Annotated in this window: 20 protein-coding genes; 11 read left to right on the forward strand and 9 right to left on the reverse strand. The window is 45.3% G+C overall.

The features are described 5' to 3' along the window. Nucleotides 1–155 precede the first annotated feature (155 nt). The 7 genes from xerD (at nucleotide 156) to lpdA (ending at nucleotide 11145) form a co-directional block, all read left to right on the forward strand. Nucleotides 156–1064, forward strand: a complete 909-nt coding sequence (gene xerD, locus GZK95_RS02225; RefSeq protein WP_075716287.1) for a site-specific tyrosine recombinase XerD — start codon at nucleotides 156–158, stop codon at nucleotides 1062–1064. Between the two features lie 34 nt (nucleotides 1065–1098). After that, a complete protein-coding gene (dsbC, locus tag GZK95_RS02230; protein WP_075709831.1) occupies nucleotides 1099–1845 on the forward strand; it encodes a bifunctional protein-disulfide isomerase/oxidoreductase DsbC in 747 nt (248 codons plus the stop codon). Nucleotides 1846–1886: 41 nt separating this feature from the next. Beyond that, a complete protein-coding gene (gene recJ / locus GZK95_RS02235; RefSeq protein ID WP_075716286.1) occupies nucleotides 1887–3626 on the forward strand; it encodes a single-stranded-DNA-specific exonuclease RecJ in 1740 nt (579 codons plus the stop codon). Nucleotides 3627–4021: 395 nt separating this feature from the next. Beyond that, nucleotides 4022–4789: a pyruvate dehydrogenase complex transcriptional repressor PdhR gene (pdhR, locus tag GZK95_RS02240; protein WP_075709833.1), complete on the forward strand. Its 768-nt coding sequence runs from the start codon at nucleotides 4022–4024 to the stop codon at nucleotides 4787–4789. A 49-nt stretch (nucleotides 4790–4838) separates the two neighbouring features. Next, nucleotides 4839–7502, forward strand: coding sequence for a pyruvate dehydrogenase (acetyl-transferring), homodimeric type (gene aceE / locus GZK95_RS02245; protein WP_075709834.1), 2664 nt, complete (start codon nucleotides 4839–4841; stop codon nucleotides 7500–7502). Between the two features lie 30 nt (nucleotides 7503–7532). Then, nucleotides 7533–9446 carry a pyruvate dehydrogenase complex dihydrolipoyllysine-residue acetyltransferase gene (gene aceF / locus GZK95_RS02250; RefSeq protein ID WP_075712814.1) on the forward strand — a complete coding sequence of 638 codons (1914 nt, stop codon included), beginning with the start codon at nucleotides 7533–7535 and terminating at the stop codon, nucleotides 9444–9446. Nucleotides 9447–9714: 268 nt separating this feature from the next. Next, a complete protein-coding gene (lpdA, locus tag GZK95_RS02255; RefSeq protein ID WP_075709836.1) occupies nucleotides 9715–11145 on the forward strand; it encodes a dihydrolipoyl dehydrogenase in 1431 nt (476 codons plus the stop codon). A 116-nt stretch (nucleotides 11146–11261) separates the two neighbouring features. Here the strand turns inward: lpdA and GZK95_RS02260 are convergent, their stop codons facing one another. Next, nucleotides 11262–11879 carry a LuxR/HapR/OpaR family quorum-sensing transcriptional regulator gene (locus GZK95_RS02260; protein WP_075709837.1) on the reverse strand — a complete coding sequence of 206 codons (618 nt, stop codon included), beginning with the start codon at nucleotides 11877–11879 and terminating at the stop codon, nucleotides 11262–11264. Between the two features lie 394 nt (nucleotides 11880–12273). Here GZK95_RS02260 and hpt point away from each other — a divergent pair, with 394 nt between their 5' ends. After that, complete coding sequence (gene hpt / locus GZK95_RS02265; protein WP_075709838.1) at nucleotides 12274–12804, forward strand: hypoxanthine phosphoribosyltransferase; 531 nt, start codon at nucleotides 12274–12276, stop codon at nucleotides 12802–12804. A 76-nt stretch (nucleotides 12805–12880) separates the two neighbouring features. Here the strand turns inward: hpt and can are convergent, their stop codons facing one another. After that, a complete protein-coding gene (gene can / locus GZK95_RS02270; protein WP_075709839.1) occupies nucleotides 12881–13549 on the reverse strand; it encodes a carbonate dehydratase in 669 nt (222 codons plus the stop codon). A gap of 244 nt (nucleotides 13550–13793) precedes the next feature. Here can and GZK95_RS02275 point away from each other — a divergent pair, with 244 nt between their 5' ends. The 3 genes from GZK95_RS02275 to GZK95_RS02285 all read left to right on the forward strand — a co-directional run bounded on the left by GZK95_RS02275 (nucleotide 13794) and on the right by GZK95_RS02285 (nucleotide 17364). Next, nucleotides 13794–15464 (forward strand): SulP family inorganic anion transporter, encoded by a 1671-nt coding sequence (locus GZK95_RS02275; RefSeq protein WP_171972081.1) that lies wholly within the window; start codon nucleotides 13794–13796, stop codon nucleotides 15462–15464. 203 nt (nucleotides 15465–15667) lie between these two features. Beyond that, nucleotides 15668–16594: an ABC transporter ATP-binding protein gene (locus GZK95_RS02280; protein ID WP_075709841.1), complete on the forward strand. Its 927-nt coding sequence runs from the start codon at nucleotides 15668–15670 to the stop codon at nucleotides 16592–16594. Beyond that, on the forward strand, nucleotides 16594–17364 hold the full coding sequence (locus GZK95_RS02285) for an ABC transporter permease (RefSeq protein ID WP_075709842.1): 771 nt from the start codon (nucleotides 16594–16596) through the stop codon (nucleotides 17362–17364). The genes GZK95_RS02280 and GZK95_RS02285 overlap by 1 nt, the downstream gene beginning before the upstream one ends. Before the next feature lie 148 nt (nucleotides 17365–17512). Here the strand turns inward: GZK95_RS02285 and panC are convergent, their stop codons facing one another. From panC to sfsA, 7 genes are all read right to left on the reverse strand, one after another. Then, nucleotides 17513–18394, reverse strand: a complete 882-nt coding sequence (gene panC, locus GZK95_RS02290) for a pantoate--beta-alanine ligase (RefSeq protein WP_075712810.1) — start codon at nucleotides 18392–18394, stop codon at nucleotides 17513–17515. 11 nt (nucleotides 18395–18405) lie between these two features. Next, nucleotides 18406–19200, reverse strand: coding sequence for a 3-methyl-2-oxobutanoate hydroxymethyltransferase (gene panB / locus GZK95_RS02295; protein WP_075709844.1), 795 nt, complete (start codon nucleotides 19198–19200; stop codon nucleotides 18406–18408). A 24-nt stretch (nucleotides 19201–19224) separates the two neighbouring features. After that, nucleotides 19225–19710 (reverse strand): 2-amino-4-hydroxy-6-hydroxymethyldihydropteridine diphosphokinase, encoded by a 486-nt coding sequence (folK, locus tag GZK95_RS02300; protein WP_075709845.1) that lies wholly within the window; start codon nucleotides 19708–19710, stop codon nucleotides 19225–19227. Further along, the gene (pcnB, locus tag GZK95_RS02305) at nucleotides 19707–21080 is read right to left on the reverse strand and encodes a polynucleotide adenylyltransferase PcnB (RefSeq protein ID WP_075709846.1); all 1374 of its coding nucleotides are present in this window, start codon (nucleotides 21078–21080) and stop codon (nucleotides 19707–19709) included. Before pcnB ends, folK begins: the two co-directional genes overlap by 4 nt. 87 nt (nucleotides 21081–21167) lie before the next feature. Next, the gene (gluQRS, locus tag GZK95_RS02310) at nucleotides 21168–22055 is read right to left on the reverse strand and encodes a tRNA glutamyl-Q(34) synthetase GluQRS (protein ID WP_075712800.1); all 888 of its coding nucleotides are present in this window, start codon (nucleotides 22053–22055) and stop codon (nucleotides 21168–21170) included. Between the two features lie 80 nt (nucleotides 22056–22135). After that, nucleotides 22136–22582, reverse strand: coding sequence for an RNA polymerase-binding protein DksA (gene dksA, locus GZK95_RS02315; RefSeq protein ID WP_075709848.1), 447 nt, complete (start codon nucleotides 22580–22582; stop codon nucleotides 22136–22138). A gap of 132 nt (nucleotides 22583–22714) precedes the next feature. Next, nucleotides 22715–23434 carry a DNA/RNA nuclease SfsA gene (gene sfsA, locus GZK95_RS02320; RefSeq protein WP_075712802.1) on the reverse strand — a complete coding sequence of 240 codons (720 nt, stop codon included), beginning with the start codon at nucleotides 23432–23434 and terminating at the stop codon, nucleotides 22715–22717. Between the last annotated feature and the right edge of the window lie 7 nt (nucleotides 23435–23441).

Consider the following 23441-nt stretch of genomic DNA (forward strand, 5'->3'; position numbering starts at 1 on the left):
TTGTGTATCTTTGTTATTGAGCGGTTGGCGAATTCTAACCATAAAACGATCAGCTTTGCAGTGAATATCGGTGGAAAATGAGTTTTTTATGGCTTTGTTTGCTGTATGCATTTACAGTAACGATAAATAGAGAACACCAGAATTAGAGAGTTATTGTGTCAGAATTTGTCTCGCCCGATCACGGTATTGTTGAACAGTTTCTGGATGCGATGTGGATGGAACGTGGTCTTTCAGAGAATACGCTCTCTTCTTACCGCACCGATTTAGTCAAGCTATTGGCTTGGATGCAAGAGCACAATTATCGACTCGACTTTATTAGCTTATCTGGTTTGCAGGAGTACCAAACTTGGTTAGTTGACCAAGACTACAAGCAAACATCACGAGCAAGAATGTTGTCGGCAATTCGACGACTGTTTCAGTATCTACATCGAGAAAAGATTCGAAGTGACGATCCAAGTGCGTTGCTGGTGAGCCCTAAGTTGCCTAAACGACTGCCCAAAGATCTGACTGAAACACAAGTGGATGCTTTGCTTAATGCACCGGACCCAAATGATGCAATGGAGTTACGCGACAAAGCAATGCTTGAGTTGCTCTACGCGACTGGGCTGCGTGTGACTGAGTTGGTGAGTTTAACCATGGAAAATATCAGTTTACGCCAAGGCGTTGTGCGCGTCACAGGTAAAGGTGGTAAAGAGCGTTTGGTGCCAATGGGTGAAAACGCGATTGAGTGGATTGAAACTTTTCTGCAGCAAGGACGGTCTGAGTTACTTGGGGAGCAAACCTCGGATGTGGTTTTCCCCAGTAAACGTGCGCGACAGATGACCCGTCAGACGTTTTGGCATCGTATCAAGTACTATGCGGTCATTGCGGGAATCGATACCGAGTTACTCTCTCCTCACGTTTTGCGCCACGCCTTTGCTACGCACTTGCTAAACTATGGCGCAGATCTCCGTGTTGTGCAGATGTTGCTTGGACATAGTGACTTGTCGACGACACAAATTTATACTCACGTCGCAACTGAGCGATTGAAGCAGCTTCATAGCGAACACCACCCAAGGGCATAAGCCTTTGCTTTGGCAACTACTTAAGGTGAAAACAATGAGCGTATTACGCCGAATGACATTACTTGCACTGCCATTTTTAGCAGTCTCTTCTTTTGCAAGCGCGAGTGTTGACAGTGATTTTAACAAAGCTGAGCTCACAGAGCGTTTTGCTAAACTTGGTCTACAAGTTGACGACGTAGTACCTGCCGATATTAACGGCTTGGTTGAAATTCAAACTAACGGCGGAGTTCTATTTGCTTCACCAGATGGACAGTATTTCTTGGCAGGAACGCTTTATAAGCTCGATCAAAATGGTCAGTATCAAGATGTACTTGCACAGCGCCAAGCGCCAATTAATGCCGCTAAAATTGAGGCGATGAAAGACTCAACTATTGAGTTTAAAGCGAAAGATGAAAAATACGTGGTGACGGTATTTACTGACATCACTTGTGGCTATTGCGTAAAACTACACAATGAAATGCAAGACTATAACGATCTTGGCATTACTGTGCGCTATATGGCATTCCCTCGTCAGGGACCTGTAGGCGGTGTTGCAGATCAAATGGCTTCTATCTGGTGTGCCGACGATCAACAAGCAGCGATGCATGATGGTAAAGTTAACCGTAAGTTCCCGGCAAAAGGTGAGAACTTTGCTCAGTGTCAGGATACTATCCAGAAGCAATATATGTTAGGTCGCGAACTTGGTATTAGTGGCACGCCAGCGATTTTCTTACCGAGTGGTGAGATGGTAGGTGGCTATCTACCCGCTGAGCAGTTACTGAAACGACTAGAACAGAAATAACCTAAGGAAATAGGCTCGATAGAGCCTATTTTTATTTTGATATGATAGAAATTCAACGCCGTCCTGAGCAAGACACATCACTGCTGCCTGATACCATAGCACCACTGCTCAAGCGTATTTATTTGTCGCGTGGTATTACTTCTGTTGAGCAACTCGAAACGGGTGCTCGCGGTCTGCACTCATTTCAGAAATTGCACGGTATCCAGCTAGCGGTGGAATTGCTGTTTGAAGCAATAAAAACCAACCAGCGCATTATTGTGGTGGGAGACTTTGATGCCGACGGTGCAACCAGTTCGGCGTTGTCGGTTCTTGCTTTGCGCATGCTTGGCAGTAGTAATGTTGACTACTTGGTGCCTAATCGCTTTGAAGATGGCTATGGATTGAGTCCAGAAGTTGTTGATCAGGCGATTGAACTTGGTGCTCAAGTGATCATGACTGTCGATAACGGTGTATCTTCAATTGAAGGAGTGCGTTATGCCAAAGAGAAGGGCTTACAAGTTTTAGTGACTGATCACCATTTGCCAGGCTCTGAGCTACCGAATGCTGATGCAATGGTTAACCCTAACTTACAAGAGTGTGCCTTTCCCTCTAAATCACTAGCGGGTGTTGGTGTGGCTTTTTATCTGATGATGGCACTGTGTGTTCATATGCGTAATTTGGGTTGGTTCCAACAACAAGGCAAACCAGAGCCTAAATTGATGGAACTGATCGATCTCGTCGCGCTGGGCACGGTTGCTGATGTCGTCGCATTAGATGAAAACAACCGTATTCTGGTACATCAAGGTTTGCAACGTATCCGTGCGGGGTTGGCTCGCCCGGGTATTCAAGCATTAATCGAAGTGGCTAAAAAAGATGCCAGCCGTTTAGTTGCCTCTGATTTTGGTTTTGCTCTTGGTCCTCGAATTAATGCTGCAGGGCGTTTGGATGACATGTCATTTGGCGTTGAGTTGCTGCTCAGTAACAATATTCATGCTGCGCGTCGTATGGCAAGTGAGTTGGATGGCTTGAACCAAACTCGCAAAGAGATCGAAGAGGGCATGAAGCAGGAAGCGATGGCATTTTGTGAGCGCCTTCAGTTTGGAGAAAATGCGGCATTACCCTACGGGTTAGTCTTGTTTCAAAGGGATTGGCACCAAGGGGTAATAGGTATTCTTGCATCACGGATTAAAGAGAAGTTCCATCGTCCAGTCATCGCCTTTGCTGATGGTGGCGATGGCGTGATTAAAGGATCTTGTCGTTCAATTCCCGGCTTGCATATGCGCGATACGCTTGATCGTATTGATACTCAAAATCCGGGGTTAATTATTAAGTTTGGTGGTCATGCTATGGCGGCAGGTCTATCGATTGAAGAGAACAACTTTGAACGTTTTGCCAAGCTGTTTGACGAGGCGGTTAAGTGTGAATTGGATGAAGCGGCACTAAAAGGTGTGATTCTTTCTGATGGCGAACTAAAACCGGAAGAGTTTTCAATGCACGTTGCGCAAATGCTTCGAGCCGGTGGGCCATGGGGGCAAGCATTTCCAGAGCCCGTATTTGACGGCGAGTTTAAAGTACTGCATCAAAAATTAGTCGGAGAAAAACACTTAAAACTGATGCTGGAACCTTTGTTTAAAGGTCACCCGACTAACATTATGCTGGATGGCATTGCTTTTAATGTAGACCTACGTCGTTGGCCGGATGCATCGGTAAAAACAGTGCATCTAGCTTATAAACTTGATGTTAACGAGTTCAGAGGTAATCAATCACTGCAGTTACTGATTGATGCCATTGAGGCCAAATAAAAACGATGAACCCAACGTTTTATTTTATATAAAGCGTTGAATTTTATATAAAATAAAGGGAAATTTTTCTTGTTGACGTCCAATTGTTGCAAAAGTGGTATTACTTTTCTTTCCAAAATAACTCTATATTTTTCAATAAATCTTCATTTTTCCATAAAACTTACCAATTAAAGCGTGATCGCTAGCACGTCTTACTCCCTCCTGTTTATATTTTGTAATTGGTAAGACCAATATCATTGCCTTATTTCTTAACTATTGTTAATGGTTTGTTGCTGTTAACCCTGTTCTATGATTTAGGTCAATTTTTGGCTGGAACTTGCGTCGCAAATATGTTAATTTCTACGCCATTGAAAATTGGTATTACCAATTAACTGCAAAGAGAAAACTGTATAAGTATGGCTTATCAAAGGATTCGACAGCCCAAGCTCTCTGATGTGATTGAACAAGAACTTGAGCGGCTGATTGTAGAGGGAACATTGTCTCCGGGGCAGCAACTGCCTCCTGAGCGAGAACTGGCAAAACAGTTCGATGTTTCTCGTCCTTCGATTCGAGAAGCCATCCAGAGATTAGAAGCGAAACGTCTTCTAACTCGCCGTCAAGGTGGTGGTACGTTTGTTAGTGAGACGATTTGGACAAGTTTTTCAGATCCTCTGCTAAATTTACTGTCTAGCCACTCTGAAACTCAGTTGGACTTGCTGGAGTCGCGCCACGCGATGGAAGGTATTTCCGCTTACTTTGCAGCCTTGCGTGGTACCGATGAAGATTTTGCTCGAATTCAAGCCGCACTTGAGAACATCAGTGCAGAGCAGGAAAAGCAGAATGTGGAAACGGAATCTGCGGCGGTTATGCAGTTTCTTATTGCTCTAACTGAAGCTGCCCACAATGTGGTGCTGTTGCATATCGTTAGAAGTCTTGCCCCACTGCTCGAGCAGAACATTCTACAGAATTTAAAATTACTACATCGCCGCGAAGAAGTGGTAGAGAAAGTGAGTAAACATCGAGCCAATATTGTGGATGCGATAGTATCTGGTCAGCCTGAAAAGGCGCGTGAGATGTCACATTCGCATTTGGCTTATATTGAAGAAACATTGTTGGATTTGACTCGTGAAGAGTCTCGACGAGAGCGCTCTCTGCGTCGAATTCAGCAAGGTAACAACTCATAAGAGTTGTTGCTTAAATCAGTAGATCCAACCAACAGAAGGATAGATCGCCATGTCTGATATGAAGCATGACGTAGATGCACTGGAAACTCAAGATTGGCTAGAAGCACTTGAGTCAGTGGTACGTGAAGAAGGTGTTGAGCGTGCACAATTTCTACTAGAAACCGTTCTAGAGAAAGCACGTCTTGATGGTGTAGATATGCCAACAGGTATCAATACTAACTACATCAACACGATTCCAGCCGCACAAGAGCCGGCTTACCCAGGTGACACCACGCTCGAGCGTCGTATTCGTTCAATCATCCGTTGGAACGCAATCATGATCGTTCTACGTGCTTCTAAGAAAGACCTAGACCTAGGTGGTCACATGGCTTCTTACCAGTCAGCAGCAGCGTTTTACGAAGTGTGTTTCAACCACTTCTTCCGCGCAGCGAACGACGTAGACGGCGGCGACTTGGTTTACTACCAAGGTCACATCTCTCCTGGGATCTACTCTCGCGCTTTCGTTGAAGGTCGCCTAACTGAAGAACAACTAGACAACTTCCGTCAAGAAGTGGATGGTAAAGGTGTTCCTTCATACCCACACCCTAAACTACTTCCTGAATTTTGGCAGTTCCCTACGGTATCTATGGGTCTTGGTCCTATCTCTGCGATCTACCAAGCTCGTTTCCTAAAATACCTAGAAGGCCGTGGTCTTAAAGATACTTCAGCTCAACGTGTTTACGCTTTCCTTGGCGACGGTGAGATGGATGAGCCAGAATCACGCGGTGCACTATCGTTTGCTTCTCGTGAGAAGCTAGACAACCTTTGCTTCCTAATCAACTGTAACCTGCAGCGTCTAGACGGTCCTGTAATGGGTAACGGTAAGATCATTCAAGAACTTGAAGGTCTATTCAAAGGTGCAGGTTGGAACGTAGTAAAAGTAATCTGGGGTAACAACTGGGATTCACTACTAGCGAAAGATACCTCAGGTAAGCTACTACAGCTTATGAACGAGACTATCGATGGTGACTACCAAACGTTCAAATCTAAAGATGGTGCTTACGTACGTGAACACTTCTTTGGCAAGTACCCAGAAACAGCGGCACTTGTAGCAGATATGACTGATGACGAGATCTTCGCCCTTAAGCGTGGTGGTCACGATTCATCTAAACTATTCGCGGCATTCAATAACGCGAAAGAGACTCAAGGCAAACCAACGGTAATCCTTGCGAAAACCATCAAAGGTTACGGCATGGGTGAAGCAGCGGAAGGTAAGAACATCGCGCACGGTGTTAAGAAAATGGACATGACTCATGTTCAACACCTACGTGATCGCCTAGGTCTACAAGATCTGATTTCAGATGAAGATATGAAGAAACTTCCATATCTAACATTGGAAGAAGGTTCACCTGAATACAACTACCTACACGGTCGTCGTCAAGCGCTACTAGGTTACACACCTAAGCGTCTACCGAAGTTCACTAGTGAGTTCCAAGTGCCTGCACTGGAAGAGTTTGCTCCTCTACTTGGTGAGCAAAAGCGTGAAATTTCAACCACGATGGCTTACGTACGTACCCTAAACATCCTGCTTAAAGATAAGCAAATTGGTAAGAACATCGTTCCTATCATCTGTGATGAAGCACGTACGTTTGGTATGGAAGGTCTATTCCGCCAGATCGGTATCTACAACCCACACGGTCAAGAATATACTCCAGAAGACCGCGGCGTAGTCTCTTACTACAAAGAAGCAACTTCTGGTCAAGTTCTACAAGAAGGTATCAACGAGCTAGGCTCAATGGCATCTTGGGTCGCGGCTGCAACTTCTTACAGCACGAACAACCTGCCAATGATTCCATTCTACATCTACTACTCAATGTTTGGTTTCCAACGTGTAGGTGATATGGCATGGATGGCTGGTGACCAACAAGCTCGTGGTTTCCTACTTGGCGCTACAGCAGGTCGTACAACGCTAAACGGTGAAGGTCTACAGCACGAAGATGGTCACTCGCACATCATGGCGGGTACGGTTCCTAACTGTATTTCTTACGACCCAACATTCGCATACGAACTAGCAGTTATCATGCAAGACGGTATCCGTCGCATGTACGGTGAGAACCAAGAGAACGTGTTCTACTACCTAACGCTAATGAACGAAAACTACGCAATGCCAGCAATGCCAGAAGGCGCTGAAGAAGGCATCCGTAAGGGTATTTACAAGCTAGAAACTTACGCAGGTTCAAATGCAAAAGTTCAGCTAATGAGCTCTGGTACTATCATGAATGAAGTACGTAAAGCAGCTCAAATCCTAAGCGAAGATTACGGCGTAGCGTCTGATGTTTACTCAGTAACATCATTCAACGAACTAACTCGTGACGGTCAAGATGCAGAGCGCTTCAACATGCTTCACCCAGAAGCGGAAGCGAAAGTACCTTACATCACAACTGTACTTGGTAAAGAGCCTGCAATCGCAGCGACTGACTACATGAAGAACTACGCAGAGCAAGTACGTGCGTTCGTTCCTGCTGAGTCTTACAAAGTACTGGGTACTGACGGTTTTGGTCGCTCAGACAGCCGCGACAACCTACGTCGTCACTTTGAAGTGAATGCTGGTTACGTCGTAGTTGCAGCCCTAACTGAACTAATGAAACGTGGTGAAGTTGAGAAATCAGTCGTTGTTGAAGCGATTAAGAAATTCGACATCGACACTGAAAAAACTAACCCGCTATACGCATAAGACAACGCTTAAGTAAAAGGTAGATAAGCAATGGCAATCGAAATTAATGTACCAGACATCGGTGCGGATGAGGTTGAAGTTACTGAGATTCTTGTAAGCGTTGGCGACAAGGTTGAAGAAGAGCAGTCTCTAATCACTGTAGAAGGCGACAAGGCTTCTATGGAAGTTCCAGCTTCTCAAGCTGGTATCGTGAAAGAAATCAAAGTTGCAGAAGGCGACAAGGTTTCTACCGGTTCTCTAATCATGATTTTTGAAGAGGCAGGCTCTCCTGCTGAAGGTGCCGCTGAAGCGGCTCCTGTATCAGCTCCTCAAGCAGCAGCGGCAGCGCCTGCGGCATCTGTAGCAAACGAGCTTAAAGAAGTTCATGTTCCAGATATCGGCGGTGATGAAGTTGAAGTTACTGAAATCATGGTAGCGATCGGCGACAGCATCGAAGAAGAACAATCTCTAATCACTGTAGAAGGCGATAAAGCTTCTATGGAAGTTCCAGCCCCATTCGCTGGCGTACTAAAAGAGATCAAAGTAGCTGCTGGCGATAAAGTATCGACTGGTTCACTAATCATGGTATTTGAAACAGCAGGTTCAGGCGCAGTAGCGGCTCCTGTTGTAGCAGAAGCAGCACCTGCAGCGGCTCCAGTAGCGGCGTCTTCTAAAGAAGTAAACGTTCCAGATATCGGCGGCGACGAAGTTGAAGTAACCGAAATCATGGTTGCAGTTGGCGATACAGTAGAAGAAGAGCAATCTCTAATCACTGTTGAAGGCGACAAAGCTTCAATGGAAGTACCAGCACCATTTGCTGGTACCGTTAAAGAGATCAAGATTGCAGCTGGCGACAAAGTGTCAACTGGCTCACTCATCATGGTATTTGAAGTCGCAGGGACTCCTGTGGCAGTTGCGGCTCCAGTGGCAGCAGCTCCAGTAGTACAAGCGGCAGCACCAGCCGCTGCGGCGGACCGTCCAAAAGCTGAAGCTCCGGCAGCAGCACCTGCATCAAACGACTTCCAAGAGAACAATGAGTACGCTCATGCTTCTCCAGTGGTTCGTCGTCTAGCGCGTGAATTTGGCGTTAACCTTTCTAAGGTTAAAGGTTCTGGTCGTAAGAGCCGTATTCTGAAAGAAGACGTTCAAAACTACGTGAAAGAAGCACTTAAGCGTCTTGAGTCTGGTGCCGCAGCATCTGGTAAAGGTGACGGCAGCGCTCTTGGTCTACTACCATGGCCAAAAGTTGACTTCAGCAAGTTTGGTGAAACAGAAGTTCAGCCTCTATCTCGCATTAAGAAGATCTCTGGCGCGAACCTGCACCGTAACTGGGTGATGATCCCACACGTTACTCAATGGGATAACGCAGATATCACTGAGCTAGAAGCGTTCCGTAAAGAGCAAAACGCGATTGAAGCGAAGAACGACACTGGTATGAAGATCACGCCACTTGTGTTCATCATGAAAGCGGCAGCGAAAGCACTAGAAGCATTCCCAGCGTTCAACTCTTCTCTATCAGAAGACGGCGAGAGCCTAATTCTGAAGAAATACGTGAACATCGGTATCGCAGTAGATACACCAAACGGTCTAGTTGTTCCTGTATTTAAAGACGTGAACAAGAAAGGTATCTACGAGCTATCTCGTGAGTTGGCTGAAGTATCGAAGAAAGCACGTGCTGGTAAACTGACTGCAGCTGATATGCAAGGTGGCTGTTTCACTATCTCTAGCCTAGGTGGTATCGGCGGTACTGCATTTACGCCAATCGTAAATGCGCCAGAAGTTGGTATCCTTGGTGTGTCTAAGTCTGAAATGAAGCCTGTATGGAACGGTAAAGAGTTTGAACCTCGCCTACAACTTCCACTATCTCTATCATACGACCACCGTGTGATCGATGGTGCGGAAGGTGCGCGTTTCATCACTTTCCTAAACGGTGCGCTTTCAGACATCCGTCGTCTAGTTCTTTAATTTAGACAAGACGAACGAGAGGCGGCATGATTGTCGCCTCCATTAACACTATTACCTGACAATTGGACCAAATTCCCACTTATTGTGTGAGTATGTAAGGTCGAATTGCTGTCTAGCTCACAGGCTAAATTGATTTACTTTTCACATCGTTAACATCTCTGTAAAATATTGACGGTCTGAAAAGCTGTTTAAAACAAGCAAAAAAGTTTGAACACATAACATCAATACCTATTCAGCCTGTTAGGGATAATGACTACAAGAGGTCAAAATGAGCAAAGAAATTAAAGCCCAAGTTGTTGTACTTGGTTCTGGTCCTGCTGGTTACTCTGCTGCATTCCGTTGTGCAGACTTAGGTCTAGAGACCGTTCTAGTTGAGCGTTACAGCACTCTTGGTGGTGTATGTCTTAACGTAGGTTGTATCCCATCAAAAGCACTATTGCACGTATCTAAAGTTATCGAAGAAGCAAAAGCGATGGCTGAGCATGGTGTTGTGTTTGGTGAGCCACAAACTGACATCAGCAAAATCCGTATTTGGAAAGAAAAAGTAGTGACTCAGCTGACTGGTGGTCTAGCTGGCATGGCGAAAATGCGTAACGTAACTGTGGTTAATGGCTACGGTAAGTTCACTGGTCCTAACTCAATCCTAGTTGAGGGTGAAGGTGAAGCGACAGTCGTTAACTTTGATAACGCAATCGTTGCAGCGGGTTCTCGTCCAATTAAACTGCCATTTATCCCACATGAAGACCCACGTATTTGGGATTCAACAGACGCGCTTGAGCTTAAAGAAGTACCAGAAAAACTGCTTATCATGGGTGGTGGTATCATCGGTCTAGAAATGGGTACGGTTTACCACTCTCTAGGTTCGAAAGTCGATGTGGTTGAGATGTTTGACCAAGTTATCCCAGCAGCGGATAAAGACATCGTTAAAGTGTTTACTAAACGCATCGAGAAGAAATTCAACCTGATGCTAGAAACTAAAGTAACTGCAGTTGAAGCGAAAGAAGATGGAATCTACGTTTCAATGGAAGGCAAGAAAGCACCAGCAGAAGCTGAGCGTTACGATGCAGTTCTAGTGGCTATCGGTCGCGTACCAAACGGTCTATTGATTGATGGTGAAAAAGCAGGTATCGAAGTGGATGAGCGTGGCTTTATCAACGTTGATAAGCAAATGCGTACTAACGTACCGCACATCTTCGCTATCGGTGATATCGTTGGTCAACCAATGCTTGCGCACAAAGGTGTGCATGAAGGTCACGTAGCGGCTGAAGTTATTTCTGGTAAGAAGCACTACTTCGATCCTAAAGTAATTCCTTCAATCGCTTACACTGAGCCAGAAGTTGCATGGGTTGGTAAGACTGAGAAAGAAGCAAAAGCAGAAGGCATCAAGTACGAAGTTGCGACATTCCCATGGGCAGCATCAGGTCGTGCAATCGCATCTGACTGTGCAGACGGTATGACTAAGCTAATCTTCGACAAAGAGACTCATCGTGTTATCGGTGGTGCTATCGTGGGTACTAACGGTGGTGAACTGCTAGGTGAAATCGGTCTAGCGATCGAGATGGGTTGTGATGCGGAAGATATCGCACTTACTATCCACGCTCACCCAACGCTACACGAGTCTGTTGGTCTTGCTGCTGAAGTATTTGAAGGTTCAATTACTGACCTGCCAAACAAGAAAGCTGTGAAGAAGAAAAAGTAATTCTTCTTAGAGCCAAATAAAGAAAACCGCTGCATTGCAGCGGTTTTTTATTATCTAAGCAAAATGCTTAAACAAAACTCGTTACATACAGCAGAGGTAACGAGTGGTGTTGAATTTTAATGATGTTCTGTCTTGTAGATGCAGAGCATATTTAGATAGCTATCTGCGAGCTTGACGAGTTCGCTATGCTCACGACTACGGTTTGCTTGAACAAACAGTGAGTAACAAATACCGTGGAACAGCGTTGCAAGATCTTCAGAGTCATGTTCGTCACACACTTCGCCACGCTCTTGTGCCTTGATAAACATGTTTTTTACCAGCAGTTGATTGGTGCGATTTGTGCTAACAAACAGCGGCCACACCTCATCGCGCGTAGACGCACTCCATTCAAACCAAACTCTTAACCAGTCGCAATCTTGTGCGATCAAATCAAGCATAGCGCTCGTTATGTTGGCTAAGTTCTCTTTTGCATGCAAATCGAGATCAATATTATCTGATAGGAAGTTAGAGAACTGGCGCACGACATAATTCAGCACATCATCAACCAAATCTTCACGAGTCGGGAAGTAGTTGAATACTGTCGCGACAGAAACCTGAGCGATTTCCGCAATATCTGCGTGACCACCACGACCAATGCCTCGACGAGCGAACACTTCAAGTGAAATGTCCATAAGTTGCTGTTTACGCTTTTTGGGCGAAAGACGTGTACGAGGTCTTTTTGCTATTGAGTCCATTATTAATTCCTTGCCAATAGAGTTGATACCTTCCATGCGTTCAATACATCTGGACTAATAAGCTCTATCCAGACGGCTTACCAAACAGAGCCAGACCAAGAGAGAGAACGATTTCTGGGGGTAGTGTGGGCTTTGCCCTAATAATTATTTTATTAATTGCATATTGCGTTTATGAGTGTAATGGTGCATATGCTATGGGTCAATAATTTCAGTATATTTAATAATCACATTTGTTAGTAACGTGCGAAAGGTCATGTTGTTAATGGGGTTCTATGAAAACTCTTGGCATAAGGTTTTTTCTTCGCTTGCTGGAATGTTAAACTACGCGTCTTGAAAATTTCGCCAGTGTTTAAACTACGCTTAGTTAAATGCTGCAACGACAAACGAGAATGGTATGAAACACACAGTAGAAGTAATGATTTCTGAGCAGGAAGTTCAGAAACGTGTACGTGAACTAGGTCAGCAAATCACCGAGCACTATCAAGGTAGTGAAGATCTTGTAATGGTGGGGCTGCTACGCGGCTCATTCGTATTTATGGCGGACTTAGCGCGTGCAGTAGAGTTAACTCACCAAGTCGACTTTATGACCGCTTCTAGCTACGGTAATACCATGGAAAGCTCGCGTGATGTGCGTATTTTGAAAGACCTTGATGATGACATCAAAGGTAAAGACGTACTGCTAGTCGAAGATATTATCGATACGGGCAATACTCTAGCTAAAGTGAAAGAAATCCTATCGTTACGTGAGCCTAAATCGATAGAAATTTGCACGCTACTGGATAAACCTTCTCGCCGTGAAGTTGATGTGCCTGTGAAGTGGGTAGGGTTTGAAATCCCAGATGAGTTTGTGGTTGGTGTGGGTATTGATTACGCACAAAAATATCGCCATTTACCTTTCATTGGTAAGGTTGTTCCTCAGGAATAATTGCGCGCTTTGTTCGATTAAAAAACCCATCGTATTACGATGGGTTTTTACTATGAGCCTTGTCTTTACGACGAGACTATCGACACAGTAGCTTATATTCAGGGTTGAGGATTTTATCCAAAGCCTTCTGATACGAAGCTTCGACCGTTTCTGCCGAGTGAGAACGGATGCCGAGATATTCTAAGCGACCATCTTCAATACCATAAACCACACCATGAATTTCCACTTCCTGACCACGCTCCCAAGCATTTTGCATAATGGTTGAATTACCCAAGTTATATACTTGCTCAGCAACGTTTAGTTCGGACAATTTATCGGCTTTATCCGATTCAGGCATCTGATCTAAGTAGTGGCGATGTTTGAAGTAAATATCGCGAATATGTAGCAGCCAGTTATTAATCAAACCCAGTTTAGGGTTGTCGATTGCGGCATTTACCCCACCACATCCGTAGTGACCACAGATGATAATGTGCTCAATCTTTAGCACATCGACAGCATATTGAACCACAGAAAGGCAGTTGAGGTCGGTATGAATCACAAGATTCGCAACGTTGCGGTGGACGAATAACTCTCCAGAAAATAGTCCAGTTAATCGTTCTGCTGGAACGCGGCTATCAGAGCAACCTATCCAGAGAAAATCAGGCTTTTGTCCTTTCGCAAGCTTGGCAAAATATTCCGGTCGTTCAGATTTAATTTCTTCCGACCACTTAGAGTTGTTATCAAATAGCTGTTTGATTTGCGGCATGGTATTTCGATTATCCCTAAAGTTTCTAAGCGATAATATACACAATGTTACAAATTCAATCCCGTTAAAAATGCGTCAAGAGATACTCATCTGACGTGTTATCGCAAGAAAAGACATAAACTTGGCGCCTAACGATGGCGTTGTTGATGTGGAAGCTAGAATGGGCTCCAGTTAACACTTTTAAGTGGCTAGAAACATTTGTTACAGTTAAGCAAAGTTTTCGCATATTACAGGGAGCAATATGTTGTTTGGTAAGCGTTTTAAAGACATCAACCTTAAAGGGGATTTATTTGGTGGTGTTACGACCGCGATCATCTCTCTGCCACTGGCATTGGCGTTCGGTGTCGCTTCAGGCGCAGGCGCTGAAGCTGGTCTATGGGGCGCTATCATGGTGGGACTCTTTGCCGCTTTGTTCGGTGGTTCATCAACCTTGATATCAGAGCCAACCGGTCCGATGACGGTAATTATGACCGCAGTGCTAACCAGCATGATGGCTAAGTATCCAGAAACAGGGATGGCGATGACCTTTACCGTCGTGATGATGGCTGGAGCTTTTCAGATCTTACTCGGCACACTTAAGTTGGGTAAATACGTCACTTTGATGCCTTATAGCGTGATCTCTGGCTTTATGTCGGGGATAGGTGTGATATTAATTATTCTGCAAATATCGCCATTACTCGGGCATGCCGCGCCTTCTGGTGGGGTGATGGGGACGCTTACGGCACTCCCTGAATTACTGAGCAATATTCATTTCTCTGAGCTGTTTTTAGGCGCGCTAACCCTCAGTATTCTATTTTTCTTCCCAGAGCAATACCGTAAATATGTCCCGGCTCAATTGGTTGCGTTAGTCGTGGTGACATTGCTTTCTGTCGTGCTGTTTGATACCGAATCGATACGTCGAATTGGTGAAATTCCCGCAGGTTTGCCGTCATTGGTTATGCCTCATATCAATGCAGAGATGTTCACCACCATGGTGATTGATGCCTTAGTACTTGGCACACTCGGTTGTATTGATACTTTGCTTACCGCGGTAATTGGTGACTCGTTAACACGTAAAGAGCATGATTCTGATAAAGAGTTGCGTGGACAAGGCTTAGCCAACATGATTTCGGGTCTATTCGGGGCACTACCGGGTGCTGGGGCAACCATGGGCACCGTGACCAATATCCAAGTGGGAGCGCGTTCGCCACTATCTGGAGTGATTCGTGCTTTAATGTTGGCGTTAGTGGTATTGGTGGCTGGTGGGCTAACCGAGCCAATTCCAATGGCTGTATTGGCGGGTATTGCCGTTTATGTGGGTTTCAACATTTTAGATTGGAGCTTTATCCAACGCGCGCACAAAGTCAGCATGCAGGGCATGGCGATCATGTACGGCGTAATGATGCTGACGGTGTTTGTTGATCTCATCGCGGCGGTGGGGTTAGGGGTCTTTATTTCCAACATCATCATTATTGAACGCCTGAGTCGCGTACAGTCCCGTCATGTTAAAGCGATTAGTGATGCTGATGAAGATGATGTGCCCCTTACCGAGAGTGAGCGGGGATTACTGGATAAAGCTAATGGAAAGGTGCTGTTCTTTTACCTATCCGGACCGATGATTTTCAGTGTTTCCAAAGCGATTTCTCGTCAACACACTAGTATTGCCGACTACGAGGCGATGATCCTCGATTTAACCGACGTTCCCATGATTGATGTTACGGTTGGTTTGGCATTAGAAAATGCGATTAATGATGCTCTAGATGCCAATTGTGCAGTCTATTTGCTATGTCCTAACAAGCAAATATGGCAGCAGTTAGAGAAGTTCCATATCCTTGATTTAGTGCCGATAGAAAACACTTATTCATTTCGTTATGAAGCACTACGGGCTGCGATTAAGCGGGTTGAAGGGAATGATGAGCTTGTTTACTCAATCTAATTAGAGCGATGTTATTGAACGCCGTGGGTTTATGCTCACGGCGTTTTTGTTTATTTCGCTAAGCCATAACAGTCGACGAGAATATTTCGAAAAAAATAGAAAGGTTTAATTGTAATCATCGTTACTCGACGATAAACTAACTTCAACTGATACATTCAATCGTGATTTTAGGTAATCATGATATCAAACAGATACGAGAAGCTATGTACGCATTAGAAATCGATCAGTTGCGTAAAACCTATGCAGGTGGTTTTGAGGCGCTGAAGGGAATTAGCCTGAATGTTGAGAAAGGGGATTTCTACGCTTTACTTGGTCCTAACGGAGCGGGTAAGTCGACCACCATCGGTGTGATTTCATCACTGGTCAATAAAACATCGGGTAAGGTCAAAGTGTTCGGCTTTGACATTGATACTGATCTTGAACTAGCAAAGCAAAACCTCGGGCTTGTACCGCAAGAGTTCAATTTTAATCAGTTTGAGACGGTCGAACAGATTGTGATGCAACAAGCGGGTTACTACGGCGTGTCAAAGTCTTTGGCAAAAGAGCGCGCGCAGAAGTACCTAACTAAGCTTGATTTGTGGGAAAAACGCAAAGAGCGTGCGCGTAACCTCTCTGGTGGTATGAAGCGTCGCTTGATGATTGCCCGTGCGCTGATGCACGAGCCACAGCTATTGATTCTCGATGAACCAACTGCTGGGGTTGATATCGAATTGCGTCGTTCGATGTGGGAGTTTCTCAAAGAGATTAACCAACAGCAGGGCATTACGATTATTTTGACCACCCATTATCTAGAAGAGGCGGAAATGCTGTGCCGCAATATTGGCATTATCAATCGTGGTGAACTGATTGAAAATACGTCGATGAAGTCGTTACTCGCGAAACTGCATGTTGAGACGTTTATTCTAGACATTGAAGGCGAGGGAGAGGTGCCACAACTTGAGCGAGTCGTATCGCAGCGAGTGGTTAATGGCTCTCTAGAGATTGAGGTAGAGAAGACTCAGGGTCTTAATCCGGTATTCAGTCAGCTAACACAAAGTGGTATTCAAGTGATGTCGATGCGTAACAAAGCCAATCGTTTGGAAGAACTGTTTGTCAGTATTGTTCAACAACAAACTCGAGGTGAAGGCTAATGTATCAACTTTACTGGACGGCCTTTTGTAGTTTATTAACTAAAGAGGTGAATCGCTTCACGCGTATTTGGGTGCAAACCTTAGTTCCTCCCGCGATCACCATGACGCTTTATTTCATTATTTTCGGTAGCTTAATTGGCTCGCGCATTGGTGAAATGAATGGCTTTAGTTACATGGAATATATCGTGCCGGGCTTGATTATGATGTCGGTGATCACCAACTCGTATTCAAATGTTGCTTCGTCATTTTTTAGCTCTAAGTTCCAACGCAATATCGAAGAGTTGTTAGTGGCGCCAGTGCCAAACTACGTCATCATATTGGGCTTTGTGATGGGCGGTGTTGTGCGGGGTTTATTGGTGGGTACGATTGTGACGTTTGTTTCGTTGCTGTTTGTTGACCTGCAAGTAGAGCATTGGGGAATTATTATTGCTACGGTGTTTATGACCTCAGTTGTGTTCTCGCTTGGCGGATTAATCAATGCGGTGTTTGCACGTACCTTTGATGATATTTCGATTATCCCGACATTTGTATTAACACCGCTTACTTATCTAGGTGGGGTGTTTTATTCAATCAGCTTGTTACCCGAGTTTTGGCAAGGTGTATCGAAAATCAACCCAATCGTCTACATGGTCAATGCTTTCCGCTACGGTTTTCTTGGGGTTTCAGACGTCGGTATCGGTATGTCATTTGCGGTACTGAGTATCTTTGTGGTTGCTCTGTATGCCGTGGCTCATTATTTAGTGACCAAAGGGATAGGATTGCGTTCGTAGCATAGCAGAGTGCGGCGCTCCGAGAAGTGTTGCTAGAGAAACGAGATAGAGACTGTTTAGTGCGATTTAAACGCTGAAAAAAAGGTTGGCATCGGCCAACCTTTTTTGTTTTCTAAGCGAAGCGCAATAAATTCTCGCGGCTTTGCTTTTAGCCTTCAGAGCTATCTTCGACAGCTTCACCTGTCATATCAACGGTTTGGTTGTCGATAAGACGAGCTTTACCAAGGAACGCTGACATTAGAATCACGGCTTGCGTGGTTTCTGCGGTGATCGGCAGTAAGGTGCGAGTATCGCGGATAAAGATCTCATCAGGCTGTAAACCCGCAGCACGAAGTTGATCGCTCGCATCTTCAACAATGGATGCGTAATCAACGCGACCACCGCGGATAGCGCTGCTGATCCAACGCATAGTGCGAGCTAAAACTGGGGCACGTTGGCGTTCATCAAGCGTCAATAGACCATTACGCGAGCTCATCGCTAGTCCATCCATTTCTCGAACGGTAGGCACACCGATGATCTCAATGTCCATCGCCATGTCTTCGACCATCTTGCGGATGATTGCCAACTGTTGATAATCTTTTTCGCCAAAGCATGCTACATCAGGTGTGATGATGTTAAACAGCTTAGTCACGATAGTGGATACACCACGGAAGTGACCCGGACGTGAAGCACCCTCTAGCATGCTGGACAAGCCAGGAACATCAACAAATGTCTGCTTGTCTAGCCCTTCAGGGTAAATAACATCCGGTGTTGGAGTGAAAACTAAATCAACCCCTTCACCGTTCAGTTTACTGAGATCATCTTCCAAAGTACGAGGGTAGTTGTTGAGGTCATCGGCACGTTCAAACTGCATTGGGTTAACAAAGATGCTCACCACAACGATATCCGCAACTTCGCGTGCTTTGCGTGTCAAAGTGAGGTGTCCATCATGCAGATTCCCCATCGTTGGTACGAAAGCGATTTTGCGCCCGTCACGCTTGTACTGTTTGATCTGCTCACGAAGAGCTGAAATCTCAGTAAATGTTTGCATGCTCAACTCCTCTAGGCAATCGTATGAGCTTCGTCAGGGAAAGCGCCAGTTTCCACATCTTGAATGTATTTTGTTACTGCTGTGCGCAAATCGCCAGTTTCAGCAAGGAAGTTTTTTGAGAATTTTGGCATGTAGTTAGCCGAAATGCCGAACATATCGTGCATCACGAGAATTTGACCGTCCGTGACATTACCCGTACCGATACCAATTACAGGTACATCAAGAACTTCAGTAATACGCGCAGCGAGTTCCGATGGCACGCATTCAAGCAGAACGATTTGCGCGCCAGCTTCTTGCAGTGCTAATGCATCACGAACCATACGGTCAGCTTTGTCTTGTTCACGGCCTTGAACCTTGAAGCCACCAAAAATATTCACAGATTGTGGTGTTAAGCCTAAATGGGCACAAACTGGTACGGCGCGCTCGGTGAGCATCTTCACGGTATCAACTAACCAATCACCACCTTCGATCTTAACCATATTGGCACCCGCGCGCATAAGCTTACCAGCGTTCTCACACGCTTGCTCAGGCGTTGCGTAGCTCATAAATGGCATATCAGCCATTAAAAGGCTGTTCGGGCTACCAGCGCGCACACAGCGCGTGTGGTAAGCAATATCGTCTACAGTCACAGGTAAAGTAGTTGATTCACCTTGTAGAACCATGCCCAGAGAGTCGCCGACCAATAAAACCGGCATCTCTTGTTGCTCAAACAGTTGAGCAAAGCTTGCGTCGTACGCAGTAGAAGAAGCGAATTTACGACCTTCTTGTTTCCACTTCATCAGGTCGTTGATACTGATTTTTTTCATGTTTTTTTCCTTACTAGGATCTGGCTATGACTGCCAAACGCTGAGCCCATTGCGGTCAACTTGGGTAAGTAACTGCGTCAGCTCAGTCCCATCAGGGAGAGTTAAATTAGGTGCGATTTCTACGAGCGGATAGAGAACAAATTCACGTTCTTTCATCCCATAATGTGGGACGACTAGGCGCTCGGAATCGATCACTTCATTGCCATAAAGAATAATATCTAGGTCTAAGGTTCTTGGGCCCCAACGCTCATCTTTACGGACTCGCCCTTGCTCTAACTCGATCGCTTGAGTGCAATCGAGCAGTTCAAGTGGCGTTAATTCGGTTTTAATCGCCACGACTGCATTGATGTAGTCGGGTTGGTCTTGCGGCCCCATTGGCGAGCTGCTGTACAACTGTGAAGCCTGGATCAACGCTGACTTTGGCAGCGTTTTCAAAGCATCAATCGCAGCTTTCGCTTGGGCAACAGGATCGGCAAGGTTACTCCCGACAGCAATATAGGCAGTAATCATGACTCGCTTTTACTCTTGCGATAGCTGCGTTTTTTATTGCCGCTCTTGCGACGACGGAAACTTGGTTTGCCTGAGTCAGCGCTGTCTAAGTCATTGACCATCGCTTGACGCATATTGCGACCCGCATTTTGGAATGTGTGCCACCATTTCGCGAGTTGTTCCGTATCACCACCTTCAATTTCACCACGCATTTCGAGGAAATCAAAACCGGCACGGAACTTATTCAGTTCCATTAAGCGGAATGCACGTTTACCGTTGCGGCGTGGTAAGCGCATTTGCAGCTGCCAAATTTCACGAATGGTCGCAGTGTGACGGCGGGGAATCGCAATCGAACGAACTTGATCATCAAGAATGTAATTGCTTGCTTCCATGACCGCATCGTAATGACAAAGATTACGTGACTCCATCAACTCATCGGCTTTTGCTTGTAGTGGATACCACAACATTGCAGCAAACATAAATGCTGGATTGATTCGTTTGCCTTCTTCAACGCGCTGATCGGTTGAATCCAGTACAAGGTCAAGCATTTGCTCTGTTTTCGAGTCGTAACTGTTGGTGAAAAACTCAGATACAGCAGGGAAAAGTTGCTGGAACAAGTTGTACTCACGCATCAGATGGTACGTTTCTAAGCCATAACCTGTTTGTAGCATTTTTAGGGATTCTTCGTACAGGCGTGCAGCAGGGATCTCTTTCAGCAGATGAGAAAGAGCCTCAATTGGTGCTGCGGTATCTTCTTCGATATCGAAGTCGAGTTTCACGGCAAAACGAACCGCACGTAACATACGTACAGGATCTTCACGATAGCGAGTTTCAGGATCACCAATTAGACGAATGAGCTTGTCTTCTAAGTCTTCAATACCACCCGCGTAATCGTGGATCGCATAATTAGCGATGCTGTAATACATCGCGTTGATGGTGAAGTCTCGACGTTCTGCGTCTTCATCAACGGTACCGTAAACGTTGTCACGTAGCAGCATGCCTTCTTTCGATTGCTGCGACACATTTTTACTTGGCTCTTGGTGATGGCCACGGAACGTCGCCACCTCAACAATGTCACGGCCAAACATAATGTGCGCTAAGCGGAAGCGGCGACCAATAAGACGACAGTTCTTAAATAGCTGACGAATTTGCTCTGGGGTTGCGTTAGTCGCAATATCAAAATCTTTTGGGTTTTGCCCTAGCAATAGATCGCGAACACCGCCTCCTACAAGAAAGGCATCAAAGCCTGCACCATGAAGTCGGTAAAGTACCTTCAGCGCATTATCGCTGATTTGCTTACGCGAAATATTGTGCTCTTGGCGAGTTAAAATGTTGAGAGCGAGCTCCGGAAAGCTGATTGGCTCACTTGGTGTATAGTCGTTTCTATTCATGTGCTTTTAGCAAAATGTGGCGGTTAAACCAGCTCTGCTTCCATCTAAATTCTGAGGCTTTAGGGCGAATTTGCGGCTAATAATAGCTTACCGAGGGCGATTTGAGAATCTTGGTGTGATCTCGGTTGTGTTTGGTAGTTGGCAAATCTGCCAGTTTTCGACCCCCCAAGCGATAATTTCATCTAAATTACCCTGCTCAATATGCGGGTCTAATTGGAAGCCGAGAAAGTGCATCGCTTCTAATAATGCGGGCTTGGGATTGCTATTATCAATGGCCGGAGCGTGGTTCTGTTTCGACAACTTCTGCCCGTTTTCGTCCAAGGCGAGTGGCAAGTGCAAATAATGGATAGGAGATTGCCCTAACATTTTATACAAACTAATTTGTCTGCCTGTCGGTTCAATTAAGTCTGCGCCGCGCACTACTTCAGTCACGCCTTGGTCAATATCATCTAGAACCACCGCAAGGTTATAAGCGAATAAACCATCACGACGTTTAATAATGAAATCTTCCTCTGCGAGCGGATGAGGAATGGTCAACCGGCCATGTTTTTGGTCAATAAACTCATAAACAGGCTGAGTCATGCGTAGACGAGTGGCACTCGGGGTATCATTGCTTAACTGTTTGTCTCGACAAGTACCTAGGTAGTAACCACCACTCTCTTTGATCGCTTTTCGGGTACATTGGCAGTAGTAGGCTTGACCTGAGCTGATCCAAGCATCAATTTGCTGTTGATAAAGGTGGTGTCGCTGGCTCTGATACACCACTTCGCCATCCCATTCGAGCTGGTATGCTTCGAGAGTGCGCAAGATAAGCTCTGAAGCGCCAGGCATTTCTCGTGGTGGGTCAATATCTTCGATACGAACCAACCATTGGCCTTGATTGGCTTTAGCTTGAAAGTAACTCCCTAAGGCTGCAATCAGCGAGCCAAAGTGGAGTGGGCCTGAAGGGGAAGGGGCGAAACGACCGATATACATAACGGGACCGACTAAAATGAAACTAATTAAACCAAAAAGGGAGCATATACGCTCCCTTTTCAATAGTCATCTGCAATCAATTAACCTTGCATCTGTCTCTCTTTGATCTCTGCAAGAGTTTTACAGTCGATACATAGATCAGCCGTTGGACGTGCCTCTAGGCGACGAATGCCAATCTCAATACCGCAAGACTCACAGAAGCCGAAATCATCATCTTCCAATTTGTTCAATGTTTTTTCGATCTTCTTGATCAAGCGACGTTCACGGTCACGGTTACGTAGTTCTAGGCTGAATTCTTCTTCCTGAGAAGCACGGTCAACGGGATCCGGAAAGTTTGCCGCTTCATCTTGCATATGGTGCACAGTACGCTCTACTTCTTCACGTAGCTGGTTGCGCCAAGCTGTTAAAATCTTTGTAAAGTGAGCCACTTGCTCAGGTGACATGTATTCTTCACCCGGCTTTTCTTGATATGGCTCAACACCTGCAATGGCTAGGATGCCTAGCGCTTTTTTCTTCGATTCTGGCATGCAGCATCTCCTACTAACACCTAGTCAACTGCTTGAGCAGCTAATTTAAGGCGGGTATCTATAGCAAAAAGAACTTTAGGAGGCAAATACTGTTGAGTAAAGTTAACGCCAATGTGAAGACTGCATCATTTTTTAGCCGAGATAACTGAAATCTACAGCCTTTACGAGCTTTATCTCACTATGGGAAATATCGGCTTTGTAGCACAAAATTTCCACTCCTTGTTCTATTGCTTTTTCCAGTAATTGTGAATAATCCGCGTCTATATGGTGGGCAGGGGAAACTTTTTCAATCCCCGAATGTAAAACAATGAATAAAAGTACTGAACGGTTCCCATTTTTGACCATTTCTGCGAGTTCACGTAGGTGCTTTTGACCTCTTGTGGTGACGGCATCAGGAAAATAACCTTGTCCTTGTTTGTGGTCATCTAACAAGGTGACGCTTTTGACCTCAATGTAGCAATTCGGTTGTTCTGGAGCGCTAAGCAATACATCGATACGACTGTTCTCATTACCGTATTTTACCTCGGTTCGCAGTTGCGAATAGTTTTGCAGTTCTTGAATCACACCGCTCTCGATGCCTTCAACAGCCAGTTGATTCGCTCGTGCTGTGTTGATACAAATCCGATCGCCAGTTAGCGTTTCACTTATTTCCCAACTGTTAGGGTATTTGCGCTTAGGATTGTCAGAGGTAGAAAACCACACTCTGTTCCCGGGAGCTGCACACCCTGTCATTGCCCCAGTATTGGCGCAGTGAATGGTGCGTTCGCTGCCATCATCTAGGGTTATATCCGCTAAAAAACGTTTATAGCGTTTAATTAAGGTAGCTGATTGTAGGCAAGGTTCAAACTTCATTTAAAAT

The sequence above is a fragment of the Vibrio panuliri genome (genome assembly GCF_009938205.1).
Classification (GTDB): domain Bacteria; phylum Pseudomonadota; class Gammaproteobacteria; order Enterobacterales; family Vibrionaceae; genus Vibrio; species Vibrio panuliri.